At 73.8% G+C, this 14415-nt stretch carries 15 protein-coding genes; 7 read left to right on the top strand and 8 right to left on the bottom strand.

Annotation, left to right across the window (positions count from 1 at the left end):
* On the top strand, positions 1-510 hold the full coding sequence (locus AOM03_RS08410; protein WP_062380306.1) for a hypothetical protein: 510 nt from the start codon (positions 1-3) through the stop codon (positions 508-510).
* Between the two features lie 23 nt (positions 511-533).
* On the opposite strand, the gene AOM03_RS08405 is transcribed toward AOM03_RS08410, so the two are convergent.
* Complete coding sequence (locus tag AOM03_RS08405; RefSeq protein WP_062380304.1) at positions 534-749, bottom strand: helix-turn-helix domain-containing protein; 216 nt, start codon at positions 747-749, stop codon at positions 534-536.
* A 110-nt stretch (positions 750-859) separates the two neighbouring features.
* Here AOM03_RS08405 and AOM03_RS08400 point away from each other — a divergent pair, with 110 nt between their 5' ends.
* The 3 genes from AOM03_RS08400 to AOM03_RS08390 are packed head-to-tail and all read left to right on the top strand — an operon-like array spanning position 860 to position 3172.
* A complete protein-coding gene (locus AOM03_RS08400; protein ID WP_156157684.1) occupies positions 860-1459 on the top strand; it encodes a CpaB family protein in 600 nt (199 codons plus the stop codon).
* The gene (locus AOM03_RS08395; RefSeq protein WP_062380300.1) at positions 1459-2730 is read left to right on the top strand and encodes a CpaE/TadZ family protein; all 1272 of its coding nucleotides are present in this window, start codon (positions 1459-1461) and stop codon (positions 2728-2730) included. Before AOM03_RS08400 ends, AOM03_RS08395 begins: the two co-directional genes overlap by 1 nt.
* A gap of 4 nt (positions 2731-2734) precedes the next feature.
* Complete coding sequence (locus AOM03_RS08390) at positions 2735-3172, top strand: DUF6912 family protein (RefSeq protein WP_062380297.1); 438 nt, start codon at positions 2735-2737, stop codon at positions 3170-3172.
* A gap of 46 nt (positions 3173-3218) precedes the next feature.
* On the opposite strand, the gene AOM03_RS08385 is transcribed toward AOM03_RS08390, so the two are convergent.
* The 4 genes from AOM03_RS08385 to AOM03_RS08370 form a co-directional block, all read right to left on the bottom strand.
* Positions 3219-4001, bottom strand: coding sequence for an inositol monophosphatase family protein (locus AOM03_RS08385; protein WP_062380295.1), 783 nt, complete (start codon positions 3999-4001; stop codon positions 3219-3221).
* Positions 4002-4136: 135 nt separating this feature from the next.
* On the bottom strand, positions 4137-5153 hold the full coding sequence (gene rsgA / locus AOM03_RS08380; RefSeq protein WP_062380293.1) for a ribosome small subunit-dependent GTPase A: 1017 nt from the start codon (positions 5151-5153) through the stop codon (positions 4137-4139).
* A complete protein-coding gene (gene aroA / locus AOM03_RS08375; protein ID WP_062380291.1) occupies positions 5154-6461 on the bottom strand; it encodes a 3-phosphoshikimate 1-carboxyvinyltransferase in 1308 nt (435 codons plus the stop codon).
* On the bottom strand, positions 6458-6967 hold the full coding sequence (locus tag AOM03_RS08370; RefSeq protein ID WP_062380289.1) for a hypothetical protein: 510 nt from the start codon (positions 6965-6967) through the stop codon (positions 6458-6460). The genes aroA and AOM03_RS08370 overlap by 4 nt, the downstream gene beginning before the upstream one ends.
* A 199-nt stretch (positions 6968-7166) precedes the next feature.
* On the opposite strand from AOM03_RS08370, the gene AOM03_RS08365 reads away from it, so the two are divergent.
* Both AOM03_RS08365 and rsrA read left to right on the top strand, forming a co-directional pair.
* Entirely contained in the window at positions 7167-7781 is a 615-nt protein-coding gene (locus AOM03_RS08365; RefSeq protein WP_062380287.1) for a sigma-70 family RNA polymerase sigma factor, read from the top strand.
* Positions 7768-8010, top strand: coding sequence for a mycothiol system anti-sigma-R factor (gene rsrA, locus AOM03_RS08360; RefSeq protein WP_156157683.1), 243 nt, complete (start codon positions 7768-7770; stop codon positions 8008-8010). The genes AOM03_RS08365 and rsrA overlap by 14 nt, the downstream gene beginning before the upstream one ends.
* 180 nt (positions 8011-8190) lie before the next feature.
* Here rsrA and AOM03_RS13150 read toward each other — a convergent pair whose 3' ends face one another.
* Positions 8191-8265 (bottom strand): 50S ribosomal protein bL37, encoded by a 75-nt coding sequence (locus tag AOM03_RS13150; protein WP_370634278.1) that lies wholly within the window; start codon positions 8263-8265, stop codon positions 8191-8193.
* A 120-nt stretch (positions 8266-8385) separates the two neighbouring features.
* Here AOM03_RS13150 and AOM03_RS08355 point away from each other — a divergent pair, with 120 nt between their 5' ends.
* The gene (locus AOM03_RS08355; protein WP_062380283.1) at positions 8386-9474 is read left to right on the top strand and encodes a type IV pilus twitching motility protein PilT; all 1089 of its coding nucleotides are present in this window, start codon (positions 8386-8388) and stop codon (positions 9472-9474) included.
* A gap of 411 nt (positions 9475-9885) precedes the next feature.
* Here the strand turns inward: AOM03_RS08355 and AOM03_RS08350 are convergent, their stop codons facing one another.
* Both AOM03_RS08350 and AOM03_RS08345 read right to left on the bottom strand, forming a co-directional pair.
* Complete coding sequence (locus AOM03_RS08350; RefSeq protein ID WP_062380281.1) at positions 9886-10482, bottom strand: GDSL-type esterase/lipase family protein; 597 nt, start codon at positions 10480-10482, stop codon at positions 9886-9888.
* Positions 10479-14183 (bottom strand): multifunctional oxoglutarate decarboxylase/oxoglutarate dehydrogenase thiamine pyrophosphate-binding subunit/dihydrolipoyllysine-residue succinyltransferase subunit, encoded by a 3705-nt coding sequence (locus AOM03_RS08345; protein WP_227589937.1) that lies wholly within the window; start codon positions 14181-14183, stop codon positions 10479-10481. Before AOM03_RS08345 ends, AOM03_RS08350 begins: the two co-directional genes overlap by 4 nt.
* Positions 14184-14415 lie beyond the last annotated feature (232 nt).

Genomic DNA, 14415 nt, shown 5'->3' with positions numbered 1-14415 from the left:
ATGCGCTGGGAGAGGCTGTTCGCGGACCTCGAGGGCTCCCTCGAGGCGGAGGAGCGGCGCGACTTCGCCGCGGAGGTCGCCGAGCGCGCCCAGGCCGAACGCGCGAGCCTCGAGCTGGCATCGCGGCTCGCCGCCATGGTGGGCCAGCAGACCACGTTCACCACGCGCGCCGGCCGGCTCGTGTCGGGCACCCTGACCGAGGTGGCGCAGGACTGGGTCCTGCTCGCGTCTCACCGCAACGAGACGCTGGTGCCCATCGCCGCGATCGCCGCGGTGCACGGGCTCGAGCAGCGGGCCGCGGCCCTCACGGCGGTGGAGAGGCGGATGAGGATCGGCACCGCGCTCCGGGCCCTGGCCGATGCGGGCGCGCACGCCCGCGTCGAGACCGACGGCGGCCGCTGGGACGGGGTCATCGAGGCCGTCGGCGCGGACCACCTCGACCTCGACACCGTCGGCGGCCGCGTGACCCTGACGATCGGCTCGATCGTCGCGGTGGTCGCCGACCGCTGAGCCGCCGCCCCTCCGCGGGCCCGCTACAGCGCGTCGTCCCGGGCCCGCACCTGCTCGCGCGTGGCCGCGTACTGGCGCTGGATGTACGCCTCGAGCTCGGCCTCCTCGACGCGCCACTGGCCGCGCCCGCCCACCTGGATGGCGGGCAGGTCGCCCGAGCGCACCAGCGCATAGGCCTGCGGGGAGGAGATGTTGAGGATCTCCTGCACGTCGCTGAGCTTGAGGAAGCGCGGGGCCATGGCGCCAGTGTGCCACGCGCGGGCCCCGCTCCCGGGCTTCTCCCCAGGCCTTCCCCGCGCGGCGCTGACCAGGCATGATGGGCGCATCGGCTGACAGGGGGTGAGGGCCGGTGACTCAGGTGCGACCGACGGCGGCGAGGCTGAGGCGGCCGTCGTGGCGGGATCCGCGGCTCATCGTGGGCGCGCTGCTCGTGGCGATCGCGGTCGCGGGCGTGGTGGTCATGCTGCGCGACGCGGACCGCACCGAGCCCGTCTACGCCGCGCGCGTGACGCTCGTGCCGGGCATGGCGGTCGACGAGGGCATGCTCGCGATCGCGCACGTCCGCGTGGGCGACGCGTATGTGAGGGCCGGGGCGGCGGTGGAGGGCGTCGTCGCCCGCACGGTCGAGGCGGGGGAGCTGCTGCCCGCCGCCGCGCTCGTCGACGCGCAGGACTTCGACGGGCGTCCCGTGCCCGTGACGGCGGAGCTGCCGCTCGCGGAGGACGTGCGCCCCGGCAGCGTGGTGGACGTGTGGGCCACGCGGGACGATGCGGACGCGCCCACGACGCGGCGCGTCGCCCGGAACGTGGTCGTCTCGGCGATCGACACCGCCGACGGAGCCTTCGGGGCGGGCGGCGACACGGTCTGGGTGGTGATCGACGCGGACGAGGTGGGGGCCTTCCTCGACGCGGTCGCCGGCGCCCAGGTCACCGTGGTGGGCGGCGCCTGATGCCTCGCGTCGGGGTGATCGTCGCGGTGCGCGGCGAGCACGAGACGCAGGTGGTCGCGCAGGTCGAGGCGCACCGCGACCTCACGGTGGTGCGACGGTGCGCCGACCTGGCGGAGGCGGTGGCGGTCGCCCGCGCGGGCCTCGGCTCCGTGCTGGTCCTCTCGGAGCATCCCCGCCTGGACCGCGAGGTGGTGCGCGACATCGTCGCCGCCGGGGTCGCGCCGGTCGGGGTCGCCTCGGCGGCCGGGGGAGAGTCCGTCCTGGTCGCGGCCGGGGTCGCCGTCGTCGAGGACCTGGCCCGGGTGGCCGATGCGGTGGTGCGGGCGAGCGCCTCCCCTCCCGGCGCCGCGGGGCCGGGTTCGGCAGGACCCGGCGCGGTCGCGTCCGGGGACGACGGCGTCGGGCCCGCCGCGACGAGCGAGCCGAGCCGGGACGGACGCATCGTCGCCGTCTGGGGCTGTCCCGGCGCGCCGGGACGGACCACCGTGGCGATCGGGCTCGCCGCGGAACTCGCGGCAGCAGGCACCCCCGCGCTGCTGGTCGACCTCGATACCCACGCGGCGTCGGTGAGCCTCGCGCTGGGGCTCACGGACGAGTCCCCCGGCGTCGCCGCGGTGGCCCGCGGCGCCGTGCGCGGGGAGGACGTGCCCGCACTGGTGAGCCGGCACGCGGTCCGCCTCGCCCCGCACCTCAGCGTGCTCACCGGGCTCGCGCGCGCGTCGCGCTGGCCGGAGCTGTCCGCGACCGCGCTCGCGGAGCTGTGGCCGGCCTTGCGCGCGAGCGCGGAGGTCACGGTCGTCGACCTCGCGGCGCCCCTCGAGCAGCACGCTGGCGCGCACGCGGCCGACACTCCCCGCAACGCCGCCACGATCGCGGCGCTCGAGGAGGCCGATGCGGTGGTCGTCGTGGGCGGGGCCGAGCCCCACCTGCTGGTGCGGCTGGTCGAGGCGTTGCTGGAGGCCGGACTCCGCGAGCCCACGGTGGTGGTCAACAGGGTGCGCGCCTCGATCGCCGGCGCGCGGCCCGAGGACGCGATTGCGGACGTGCTGGGCCGCCATGCCGACGTCGCCGAGGTGTGGCCGCTGCCGTGGGACCCGCGCGCCACCGACGCGGCCCTGCGCGACGGGCGCACCCTCGTGGAGGCGGCGCCGCGCTCGCCCCTGCGGCGCGCGCTCCAGAGCCTCGCGCCGGCGGTGGCGCAGGCGGCGCGGGGTCGGGCGGACGGTGCGGCGCGTGAGGGCCGCGTCCCGGTCCCCGCGGTGACAGACTGAGCCCATGCGCGTCTACATTCCGGCCACGCTCGAGGACCTCGCCGCCTGCACCGCGGGTGCGTGGCGGCCCCAGCTGGGCTACGCCGTCACGGAGCTGCTGCTCGAGATCGCGGCGAGCGAGGACCCGGACGAGGTGGCGGAGATGGCCCGCGACGTCGCCGCGACGGCCTCGGTCATCGACGGGGGATCGCCCCGGCGCGTGGTGATCGTCGCGGATCTCGCCCGCGCCGAGGCCGAGGAGGCTCCGGATCTCCATCCCGCCGCCGTGCGGCTCACGGAGGCGGTCATGCCCGACGCCGTCGCGTGCGCGTTCCTGGACGAGCCGGAGGCCACGGACGACGTGACGGCCGCGGTGGCCGGCGACGCCGAGGCGCTCGACCGGCTCGAGGAGCGCGACCTGCTGTGGTTCGACGCCTCGGAGCTCGCCCACCTCGACGTGTGAGGTCCGGAGACGTCCCCGTTCCGGGCTGCGTTCAGCCCGTTCCCGTTCAGCCCAGCCGCGCGCGCAGCTCGTCGTGCAGCAGGCCGTTCGTGGCGAGCGCGTTGCCACCGTGGGGCCCGGGCGTCCCGTCGAGCCCGGTGAAGCGGCCGCCGGCCTCCTCGACGATGGGCACGAGCGCGGCCATGTCGTAGAGCGCGAGCTCGGGCTCGGCGGCGGCGTCCACCGCGCCCTCCGCGACGAGCATGTAGCTCCAGAAGTCGCCGTAGGCGCGCGTGCGCCAGGCGTCGCGCAGCACTCCCATGAACGCGTCGAGGCGGCCCAGCGCCTCCCAGCCGAAGGGGGAGGCGTAGGAGATCGACGCCTCGGCGAGCGTCGCGACGTTCGAGACCGAGAGCCGCCGCGCGGTCGCCTCGGAGGCCCCGGCCCAGGCGCCCTGGCCGCGCGCGGCGAACCAGCGGCGCCCGAGCGCGGGGGCGCTCACCACGCCCACGACCACGTCGTCGCCGTCGAGCAGCGCGATGAGCGTGGCCCACACGGGCACGTCGCGGATGAAGTTCTTGGTGCCGTCGATGGGGTCGACCACCCAGCGGCGCGCGGATTCGCCCGTGGTGCCGAACTCCTCGCCCTCGAACGCGTCGTCGGGGCGGTGCTGGGCGATGAGCCGGCGGATGGTCTGCTCGGCCGCGCGGTCGACCGCCGTCACGGGCGTGTCGTCGGGCTTGAGCTCGACCGTGAGGTCCCCGGTGGCGAAGTTCGCGAGCGTGAGCGCGTCGACCTCGTCCGCGATGGCGAGGGCGAGCAGCAGGTCGTCGGCGTAGGGCGCGGTCATGGCGTTAGGCTACCGGCGCGTGTCGCGGGGGCCGCGCGACAAAGGTCTACCCCTGGCGCGCAGATATCGCCGGATTGCGACCATGGTCTACCCATTCCACATGGGGGCGGGGTCGGGTGGGGCGGGAGCGGAAGCTCAATACGTCTCGCCCGCGGCGCGCGACGCGAGCAGCCTCCGGATCGAGTCGACCCGGGCGTGCCGGGCGGCGTCCTCGCCGGCCCACGCATCGAGCTCGCAGCCGGCCGCGGCGGACTCGTGCAGGCACCCGCGCGGGCACCGCTCGAGCGCCGCCTCGGCGACGTCGGGGAAGGCCAGGATGAAGTGCTCGAGGTCAACGTGCGCGAGCCCGAACGAGCGCACGCCCGGAGTGTCGACGATCCACCCGCCGTCCGGCACCGCGTACCGGATGGCAGACGTGGACGTGTGCCGCCCGCGCCCGGTCACGTCGTTGACCCCGCCCACGGCGCGGTCCGCGTCGGGGACCAGGGCGTTCACCAGCGTCGACTTGCCCACGCCCGAGTAGCCCACCAGCACCGTGGTGAGACCGTCGAGCGCGCCGCGGAAGCGCGCGAACCCCGGGTCCGCCTCCGGCCCGCCCTCGCGCTTCACGGACGTCTCGATCACCGCGACGCCCAGGGGTTCGTACGCGGCGCGCAGCGCATCGGCGCTCGCGAGGTCCGCCTTGGTGAGGACCAGGAGCGCGGTCATGCCCGCGTCGAACGCCGCGACCAGGCACCGGTCGATCATGCGGGGGTTGGGCTCGGGGTCGGCGAGGGCCGTGACGATCGCGAGCTGGTCCGCGTTGGCGACCACCACCCGCTCGGTGGCGTCGGTGTCGTCGGCGGTGCGGCGCAGTGCCGTGCGCCGCTCCTCGCGGCGGACGATGCGCGCGAGCGTGTCCGGGCGGCCGGACGTGTCGCCCACGACGCCCACGGCGTCGCCGATCACCAGCCCGCGCCGGCCCAGCTCGCGGGCCTTCACCGCGGTGACCGTCGCATCGTCCATCTCAACCGTGTAGCGGCCGCGGTCCACCGCGACCACGGTGCCGGGGAGCGCCTGGTCGTGGGCGGGGCGGATCTTGGTGCGCGGGCGCGAGCCGCGGCGACTGGGGCGGACCCGGGCGTCGGACTCGTCGTATTCGCGAGCCGGCATTCAGCCGTCCCGGCCCAGCATGCCGGTCCACATCTGCGGGAAGTCGGGCATCGTCTTGGACGTGGTGCCCACGTTGACCACGCGCGTGCCGGGCACGGCGAGCCCGACGATGGCGGCGAAGGTGGCCATCCGGTGGTCGTGATAGGTCTCCATGTCGGCGCCCGCGAGGCCCGGGGTGCGGCCGCCGAACTCGAGCGCATCCTCGGTGGCCGTGCACGCCCCGCCCAGGCGCGCGACCTCCGCGGCCAGCGCCGCGAGCCGGTCGGTCTCGTGCCCGCGCAGGTGGCCGATGCCCGTGAGCCGCGACGGCCCGTCCGCCAGCGCGCACAGCGCCGCGATCGTGGGGGTGATCTCTCCGGCGGGGGAGAGGTCCGCGTCGATGCCGCGGATGGTGCCGTCCGAGGCGACCGTCATGACGTCGCCGTCGAGGGTGCACGTCGCACCCATGCGGGTGAGCAGCTCGGGGTAGTAGGCGCCGGGCTGCGTGGTGGTCGCGGGCCAGCCCGGGATGCGGACGGTGCCGCCGGCGACCAGCGCGGCGGCCATGAAGGGGCCCGCGTTGGACAGGTCGGGCTCCACGCGCACGTCGCCCAGGGCGATGGGTCCGGGGTGGACCACCCAGGTGCGCTCGTCGGGCTGGTCCACACGGATGCCGGCGTCGCGCAGCGTCTCGCACGTCATGTCGATGTGCGGCAGCGACGGCAGCCGCTCGCCGGTGTGCCGCACGGTCAGCCCGTGGGGCAGGCGCGGCGCGGTCAGCAGCAGCCCGGTGACGAACTGGGAGGACGACGACGCGTCCACCTCGACCTCCGCGGGGATCTCCGCGGGCGGGGTGACGGTGAACGGGAGCGTGCCGCGGCCGTCGTCCTCGACGATCGCGCCCAGGCGGCGCAGCGCGTCGAGCAGCGGGCCCATGGGGCGCACGCGCGCGCCCTCGTCGCCGTCGAAGGACACGGGGCCGTCGGCCAGGAGCACCATCGGCGGCACGAAGCGCATCACCGTGCCGGCAAGACCGCAGTCGAGGTGAACCCCGCCCCGCAGCGGGGCGGGCGTGACGCGCCACTCGGGGCCCGCATCGTCCACCGCGACGCCCAGGGCGCGCAGGGCGTCGATCATGAGCGCGGAATCGCGCGAGCGCAGGCCGCCGCGCACGGCGACGGGGGCGTCCGCGAGCGCGGCGAGCACCAGGAAGCGGTTGGTGAGCGACTTCGAGCCGGGCACGTCGACGGTGGCGTCGAGCGGGCCGTGCGCGAGCGGGGCGTCCCACACCTGGCCGGGGCCGGTGCCCGGTTCAGGCGTGGCGGTCACGTGCGCTTCTTGGCCTTCGCCTTGGCGGCCTTGGCCTCGAGGGCCTTCTCCTTCTCCGCGAGGGCGCGGGCCTTGGCCTTCTCCTTGTGCTTGGCCTTGCGCGCCTTGTGACGCTCGGAGTGGCCGGCCGTGGCGGCGACGAGCACGCCGCCCACGAGCGAGACGTTCTTGAGGAACAGGTCGAGCTCCGCCTCGCGCTTGGCCTCGTCCTCCTCCTTCCAGAAGGGGTGGGCCACGACCGCGGTGGCGGTCGCGAGACCCGCGAGGCCCAGCGCGGCGGCGCGCGGGCTGCGCGACAGCGCGAGCATCGAGGCGAGCGCGACGGACGCGATGCCGTGCGCCTTCACCACGTCCGCGGTGGTGACCGAGTCGAGGCCGGCCTCCTTGAGGACGGGGTCCACGTATGGGGCGGCGCGGTCCACCTGCCTCTCGGGTTCGAGGGCGGTCTGGACACCCCCGTAGACGAACCACGACGCGAGCAGGGGCCGGGCGAGTGCGCGCAACATGCCACCTACGCTACCAATTGACGGCCCGCGCGTCAGCGGGGCGGGGGCCTCTTGCGGCCCCTTTTCCGGGGACGATGCGGCGGTTGCGGGAATGCACCCGGTCGCCTCGGGCGTTGCCCGGGTCATGACCACCGTGGCCGGACCCCGCGCAGCGATGCGTCCGTCGTCCCCCGGTGGCGGCCCACTAGGCTCGCAGGCGATGACTACCGACGATTTCGACTTCGAGGCCGAGGCGCTCTCGTACATGGACCAGCTCTACGCCGCGGCGTTGCGGATGACCCGCCACGGCGCCGACGCCGAGGACCTGGTCCAGGAGACGTACGCCAAGGCCTTCGCGGCACAGGACAAGTTCACCCCGGGCACCAACCTCAAGGCGTGGCTGTACCGGATCCAGACCAACGCGTTCATCAACACGTATCGCAAGAAGCAGCGCGAGCCCAAGCGGTCCGACGCGGAGACGGTCGAGGACTGGCAGCTCGCGGCGGCGGCCGAGCACACGTCGTCGGGGCTCGCCTCGGCGGAGGAGCAGGCGCTCGACTCGATCGGCGACGACGAGGTGCGCCGTGCGCTCGCGGAGCTCTCCGACGACTTCCGCATGGCGGTCTACCTGTCCGACGTCGAGGGCTTCGCCTACAAGGAGATCGCCTCGATCATGGACACCCCCGTGGGCACGGTGATGTCGCGCCTGCACCGCGGGCGCAAGCTGCTGCGGGAGAAGCTGCGCGACTACGCCGCCGAGCGCGGCATCGAGGAGAAGCCGCGGGTGAAGAAGAAGGAACAGCAGGACGGAGGTGGGCGCCATGGGCAAGGCTGATTGCGAGGAGGCGCTGGACCGGCTCTTCGAGTACATCGATCACGAGCTGCCCGAGGACGAGGTGCAGCGGATCGGGCAGCACCTCAAGTCGTGCCCGCCGTGCGAGACGGAGCACAAGATCAACGAGAAGATCAAGCGGCTGGTCAACGCCGCGGGGTCCGAGGTCGCGCCGGACGACCTGCGCGAGCGCGTGCTCGCCACCATCCGCGCATCCCACGCGGACCACTGACGGCCACCGGGCCCGCCCCCCGGTGGGGCGGCGCGCCCCCGGGCCCGGGCATCGCCCCCGGCCGGCGCATCGTCCCTCCCGGCCGGCGCATCGTCCCTCCCGGCCGGCGCATCGTCCCCGGGAAAGACGGAAGCCGCACCGGTCCATGACCAGTGCGGCTTCAGTCGTACGTGTACGCGCTCAGGCGTTGGGGCGCTTGCCGTGGTTGGCGCCCGACTTCGCGCGGGTCTTGCGCTTGCGGCCTCGCTTGCTCATCGCGTCCCCCTTTCTGGACAGCCGGATCGACCATCCATCTTCCCACACGTACGCGGTGCGCGGTGACAGCCGTAGGACTTTGGGCTCAAGTAGGTGGGGGAGCGTGCCGATGATGGGCACGTGAGCGATCAGCCTGTCTCCGTCATCCCGTTCCTGCACGCCCTGGCCTCGACCGGGGGGTCCGACCTCCACATCAAGGTGGGCTCCAGCCCGCGCGTGCGCGTCGATGGGCGTCTGCGCAAGCTGCAGGTGCCGCCGCTGACCTCCGAGGACACGCGCCACATGGTGTCGCAGGTGCTCCCGGAGGACCTGGTGGCGACGTTCCGCGACACGCACGAGGCGGACTTCGCGTTCTCGCTGTCCGGCGTGGGGCGCTTCCGTGTGAACGCCTACGTGTCCCGCGGGACGGAGTCGCTGGTGTTCCGCCGCGTCGCGGTGGGGGCGCAGTCCTTCGAGGACCTGGGCGTGCCCTCCGTGGTCGCGGACCTGGCTCTCGAGCCCCGCGGCCTCGTGCTGGTCACGGGCCCCACCGGCTCCGGAAAGACCACCACGCTCGCCTCGATGGTCGACCTGGTCAACACCTACCGCGAGGTCAACATCATCACGATCGAGGACCCGATCGAGGTGCTGCACTCGGACAAGAAGGCGATCATCTCGCAGCGCGAGGTGCGCTCGGACACGCTGGACTTCACGGCCGCGCTGCGCGCCGCGATGCGTCAGGATCCCGACGTCATCATGGTCGGCGAGATGCGCGACATCGAGACCGTCCGCGCGGCGCTGTCCGCGGCCGAGACGGGTCACCTGGTGCTCGCGACGCTCCACACGGTGGACGCGCAGGACACCATCAACCGCATCATCGACTTCTTCACGCCGCACGAGCAGACCCAGATCCGCGCGACCCTGTCGCAGACGCTGCGCGGCATCGTCTCCCAGCGCCTGGTGCGCCGCGGCGACGGCACCGGCCGCACCCTGGTCGCGGAGGTGATGGTCAACACCGGCCGCACCGCGGAGGCGATCGTGGACCCGTCGAGCCAGCCGCCCATCCTCGACCTCATCGCCGAGGGCGAGTACTACAAGATGCAGACGTTCGACCAGCACCTGTTCCAGCTGGTGCGCGACGGCGTGGTGGCGCTCGACGACGCGCTCGCGATCGCGTCGAAGCCGCACGACCTGTCCGTGGAGCTGCGCGGGGCCGGCGTCATCGAGTAGGCGCCCCTCGCCGGCGGGCACGCGGCGCCGTGTCAGGTGCTGAGTGCCCGCTGCGGCGGCAACGCGGAGGCAGCGCGCGCTGGGTCGCCCCCCGCGCCCGCCGCAGGCGCCTGCGCCCGCCGCCCGTGCCCGCCGCAGGCGCCCCGTGAGGTGCTGAGTGCCCGCCGCGGCAGCAACGCGCGCTGGGAGGGGCTCACTGCCCAAAATGACTGATTCTGGTCACTGAGCACCTCGCGGGGCGCACCGGGCCGGTCGCGCGGCACATCGGGCGGGTGCGCGGCACATCGGGCGGGTGCCCGGCGCGCCCCGGGTCGCGCGGCGCATCGGGCGGGTGCGTGGCGCTGCAAGTTGCACGCCGCGCGATTGGCGCCGCACGCCGAGCACCGAGCCCCGGGCACCCCGCGCCGGGCCTCAGGCCGCGGGCGGCTCGATGCCCAGCCAGGAGTGCCAGCGGGAGTGGAGCACCAGCCACGCCATGAGCCCGTAGCCCGCCTGCAACGGGAGCGAGTCGTGGCCGGTGGCCATGTCCGCGGTCCACTGCTCGTGCCGGACCAGCGGGCCGAACATGTCGATGTACGCGACGCCGCGGCGGGAGGCGGCGTCCTCGCACACGGCGGCGAACTCGGCGATGCGACGGTTGTCCTCGTCCTGGCCCGGCGGGGGGCCGGCGAGCATGGTCTGGAAGCCCAGCGCGTGCGCGCGGTCCAGCGTGTTCGCCAGGTTGAGCCGCGTCATGGTGGAGCTCACGCCGCGGTAGACATCGTGGCGACCGATCGCGAAGAGCGCGAAGTTCGCCTCCGGCTCGGTGCGGGCGACGCGGCGCATCGCCTCGTCGTCCCACCGGGCCGACAGCTCACCGGTGGTCTCGTGGGGCACCGCGAGCGTGTGGAACGCGAGATCGGGCGCGACCGGCAGCGTGCGCGCGGCGACGCGGCCCGACCATCCGAGCGCCTTCGGGTCGCCGTGGCCGGCGACCAGCTCGTCGCCGACCAGGAAGACGTTCCTCATCGGGCGAAGGCCCGCTCCACGAGGTCGGCCTGCTCGCGCGCGTGGCGCGAGGCGAGTCCGGAGGCGGGCGAGGCGGAGGCGGGTCGGGAGATCACGGACACAGTCTGCCCGATGAGCTGCGGCAGGCTGAGCGAGATCTTGGACCAGGCGCCCTGGTTGAGGGGCTCCTCTTGGACCCACAGCACCTCGGCGCCGTCGAACGGCGCGAGCGCCGCGTGCAGCGACTCCCGGTTCAGCGGGTAGAGCTGCTCGAGGCGGACGATCGCGGTCGCCGTGTCCTCGGTCTTGTCCCGCTGGGCGACCAGGTCGTAGTAGACCTTCCCCGCGCAGATGAGCACGCGGTCGACGCCGGCCGGGTCGACCGTGGTGTCCGGGATGACCTCCTGGAACGAGCCCGTGGTGAAGTCCTCCACCGCGGACTGGGCGGCCCGCAGGCGCAGCATCGACTTCGGCGTGAAGACGATGAGCGGCCGGCGCGGGCGGTCGTAGGCCTGGCGGCGCAGCAAGTGGAAGTGGCTGGCCGGCGTGGACGGCATCGCCGCGATCATGTTGTTCTCCGCGCACAGCTGCAGGAAGCGCTCGACACGCGCGGACGAGTGGTCCGGCCCCTGGCCCTCGTAGCCGTGGGGGAGCAGCAGCGTGACGGAGGACGACTGGCCCCACTTCTGCTCGGCCGAGGAGATGAACTCGTCGATGATGGTCTGCGCGCCGTTGACGAAGTCGCCGAACTGCGCTTCCCACAGCACCAGCGCATCGGGCCGCTCGACGGAGTAGCCGTACTCGAAGCCCAGCGCCGCGTACTCGGACAGCGGGGAGTCGAAGATGTGCAGTCGCGCCTGGTCGGAGGCCAGGTACAGCAGCGGCGTCCACTCGGCGCCGGTGGAGCGGTCGTGGTAGACCGCGTGGCGCTGGACGAACGTGCCGCGGCGGCTGTCCTGACCCGCGAGGCGGACGGGCACGCCCTCCTGGAGCAGGGTGCCGAACGCGAGCACCTCGCCGAAGCCCCAGTCGATGCCGCCCTCGCGGGTCATCTGCTCGCGGCGCTCGAGGAGCTTGGCGAGCTTGGGGTGGACGGTGAAGCCCTCGGGCGGGCGGACGTGGGCGTGGCCGATGCGCTCGACCTGGCTGGGCGCGACGGAGGTCCGCCAACCCACCATGACACCCGCGTCGGGCGACTGCGACGCCGGCAGTTCGAGCCCGGAGAACGAATCCTTGTCGGAGCCGGGCTTGAAGCCCTCGCGCGTCTCGACGAACACCCGCTCGAGCTGCGCGAGGTAGTCCTTCGAGACCGACTCCGCCTCCTCGGTCGTGATGTCCCCGCGCCGGATGAGCGACTCCGTGTAGAGGTGGCGCACCGAGCGCTTGGCCTCGATGAGGTCGTACATGCGCGGCTGCGTCATCGACGGGTCGTCGCCCTCGTTGTGGCCGCGGCGGCGGTAGCAGACCATGTCGATGATGACGTCGCGCCCGAACCGCTCGCGGTACTCGAACGCGAGCCGGGCCGCGCGCACGCACGCCTCGGGGTCGTCGCCGTTGACGTGGAAGATGGGCACCTGGAAGCCCTTGGCGATGTCCGTGCAGTAGCGCGTCGACCGCGAGTTCTCGGGTCCGGTGGTGAAGCCCACCTGGTTGTTGATGATGACGTGGACGGTGCCGCCGGTCGCGTAGCCCTTGAGGCGCGCCATGTTGAGCGTCTCCTGGACCACGCCCTGGCCCGAGAACGCCGCGTCGCCGTGGACCAGGATGGGCAGCACGGGGTAGCCGTCGGACTCGGGGTCCGCGCCCATCGCGTCGAGCTTGGCGCGGACGATGCCCTCGAGCACCGAGTCCACCGCCTCGAGGTGGGACGGGTTCGCGGCCAGGTACACGCGCGTGGTCGCGCCGGACTCGGCGGTGAACGTGCCCTCCGTGCCCAGGTGGTACTTGACGTCGCCGGAGCCCTGGACGGAGCCGGGCACGGCGGTGCCCTCGAACTCGGAGAAGATCTGGCTGTAGCGCTTGCCCGCGAGGTTCGCGAGCACGTTGAGGCGGCCGCGGTGGGCCATGCCGATGCACACCTCGTCCACGCCCGACTCGGCCGCGGCGCTCATCACCTCGTCGAGCAGCGGGATGAGCGACTCGCCGCCCTCGAGCGAGAACCGCTTCTGGCCCACGTACTTGGTCTGCAGGAATGCCTCGAACGCCTCCGCGGCGTTGAGCCGGTGCAGGATCCGCAGGTGCTCCTCGCGCGTGGGCTTGGTGTAGCCGTGCTCGAGGCGGTCCTGGAACCACGAGCGCTGCTCGCGGTCCGCGATGTGCATGTACTCGAGCCCGATGGTGCGGCAGTAGGCGTCGCGCAGGCGGCTGAGCACCGTGCGCATCTTCCACTTCTGCTGCCCGGCGAAGCCGCCCGTCTGGTACGTGCGGTCCAGATCCCACAGGGTGAGGCCGTGGGTCTGCACGTCGAGGTCGGGGTGCTTGCGCGGGCGGTGGCTGAGCGGGTTGACGTCGGCCATGAGGTGGCCGCGCGAGCGGTAGGCGTGGATGAGCTCGGCGATGCGCGCGGGCTTGGCGGCCTCCGTGTCCCCGTCGGTGGTGGCGTCCTGCACCCAGCGCACGGGCTCGTACGGCACGCGCACGGACGCGAACACCCGGTCGTAGAACCCGTCGAGGCCCAGCAGCTTGCGGTGCACGATGCCCAGGAACTCGCCCGACTGGGCGCCCTGGATCACGCGGTGGTCGTACGTCGAGGTGAGCGTGAGGACCTTCGACACGCCCATCTGCGCGACGGTCTCCTCGGAGGTGCCCTGGTACTCGGCCGGGTAGTCCATCGCGCCGGCGCCGATGATCGCGCCCTGGCCGGACATCAGCCGCGGCACCGAGTGGACGGTGCCGAGCGTGCCGGGATTGGTGAGCGTGATCGTCGTCCCCTGGAAGTCCGCGGCCTGGAGCGTGCCCGCGCGGGCGCGGCGCACCATGTCCTCGTAGGCGCCCCAGAACGCGGCGAAGTCCATGTGGTCCGCGCCCTTGATCGAGGGCACGAGCAGCTGGCGGCTGCCATCGGGACGGGCGAGGTCGATCGCGAGGCCCAGGTTGACCTCCGCGGGCGTGCGCAGCGCCGGCTTGCCGCCGTCCTCCGTGTAGGCCACGTTCATCGACGGGAACTCGGCGAGCGACTCGACGATCGCGAAGCCGATGAGGTGGGTGAAGCTCACCTTGCCGCCGCGCGTGCGCGCGAGGTGGTTGTTGATCACCACGCGGTTGTCCATGAGCAGCTTCGCCGGGATGGTCCGCACCGACGTCGCGGTCGGGACCTCGAGGCTGGCCTCCATGTTCTCGACCACGCGCGCCGCGGGCCCGCGCAGGCGGGACACGCCCTGCTGGACGTCCTTGGCGGACAGCGGCTCGTGCTCGGGGCGCTGGAGATAGGACGCGGTGGGCGCCTGGGCGGTCGCGATCGGCGCCGCGTCCTCGACCTCCTCGGCGGCCGCGGGCGAGGCGGCGGCGGGCGTGGGTGACGAGGCGGCGGGGGCTGCCGCGGCATCGTCCCTGGTCGTGGGCGCCGGGGCTGGGGCCGGGGTCGGCGCAGGCGCAGGCGCCGCAGGAGCGGCCGGGGACGATGCACGCGCCGGGGTCTCGCGGCGCGGCGGCGGGGGAGGCGGCGGCACGGCGGCGCCCGGCGGCGGCGGGGGCGCCGTCACGGCCGGGGTCGCGGCAGGCATCACCGGCGCAGGCGCCGACGACGCGGCCGAGTCAGGCGCCTCACTCGGCGCGGAGGGGCGAGGGGGCGTGGGGGACTCGGCCTCGGGCTCGGTCCGTCCGCCCCCGAGAACGAGGGAGGCGACGGAACGTGCGTCGGCGGGGCGCGCGATGGACATCCGGGTGTCGGTCGCGGTGGTGTCAGAGGACACGTTCTGGCCGCTCGCTTTCTTGGCGCATCAGCGTCGATGGAGG

The organism is Demequina pelophila, from assembly GCF_000971175.1.
Classification (GTDB): Bacteria; Actinomycetota; Actinomycetes; order Actinomycetales; family Demequinaceae; genus Demequina; species Demequina pelophila.
Note: the sequence above shows the minus strand (reverse complement) of the source record. Positions and strands in the feature narration are given on the sequence as shown.

Coding starts and splice junctions, on each gene's coding strand:
- AOM03_RS08405 (WP_062380304.1), bottom strand. CDS start 749: ATGGCCCCGCGCTTCCTCAAGCTCAGCGACGTGCAGGAGATCCTCAAC.
- AOM03_RS08345 (WP_227589937.1), bottom strand. CDS start 14,183: ATGCCTGCCGCGACCCCGGCCGTGACGGCGCCCCCGCCGCCGCCGGGC.
- AOM03_RS08410 (WP_062380306.1), top strand. CDS start 1: ATGCGCTGGGAGAGGCTGTTCGCGGACCTCGAGGGCTCCCTCGAGGCG.
- rsrA (WP_156157683.1), top strand. CDS start 7,768: ATGGGCAAGGCTGATTGCGAGGAGGCGCTGGACCGGCTCTTCGAGTAC.
- rsgA (WP_062380293.1), bottom strand. CDS start 5,153: ATGCCGGCTCGCGAATACGACGAGTCCGACGCCCGGGTCCGCCCCAGT.
- AOM03_RS08370 (WP_062380289.1), bottom strand. CDS start 6,967: ATGTTGCGCGCACTCGCCCGGCCCCTGCTCGCGTCGTGGTTCGTCTAC.
- AOM03_RS08365 (WP_062380287.1), top strand. CDS start 7,167: ATGACTACCGACGATTTCGACTTCGAGGCCGAGGCGCTCTCGTACATG.
- AOM03_RS08385 (WP_062380295.1), bottom strand. CDS start 4,001: ATGACCGCGCCCTACGCCGACGACCTGCTGCTCGCCCTCGCCATCGCG.
- AOM03_RS08350 (WP_062380281.1), bottom strand. CDS start 10,482: ATGAGGAACGTCTTCCTGGTCGGCGACGAGCTGGTCGCCGGCCACGGC.
- AOM03_RS08390 (WP_062380297.1), top strand. CDS start 2,735: ATGCGCGTCTACATTCCGGCCACGCTCGAGGACCTCGCCGCCTGCACC.
- AOM03_RS08395 (WP_062380300.1), top strand. CDS start 1,459: ATGCCTCGCGTCGGGGTGATCGTCGCGGTGCGCGGCGAGCACGAGACG.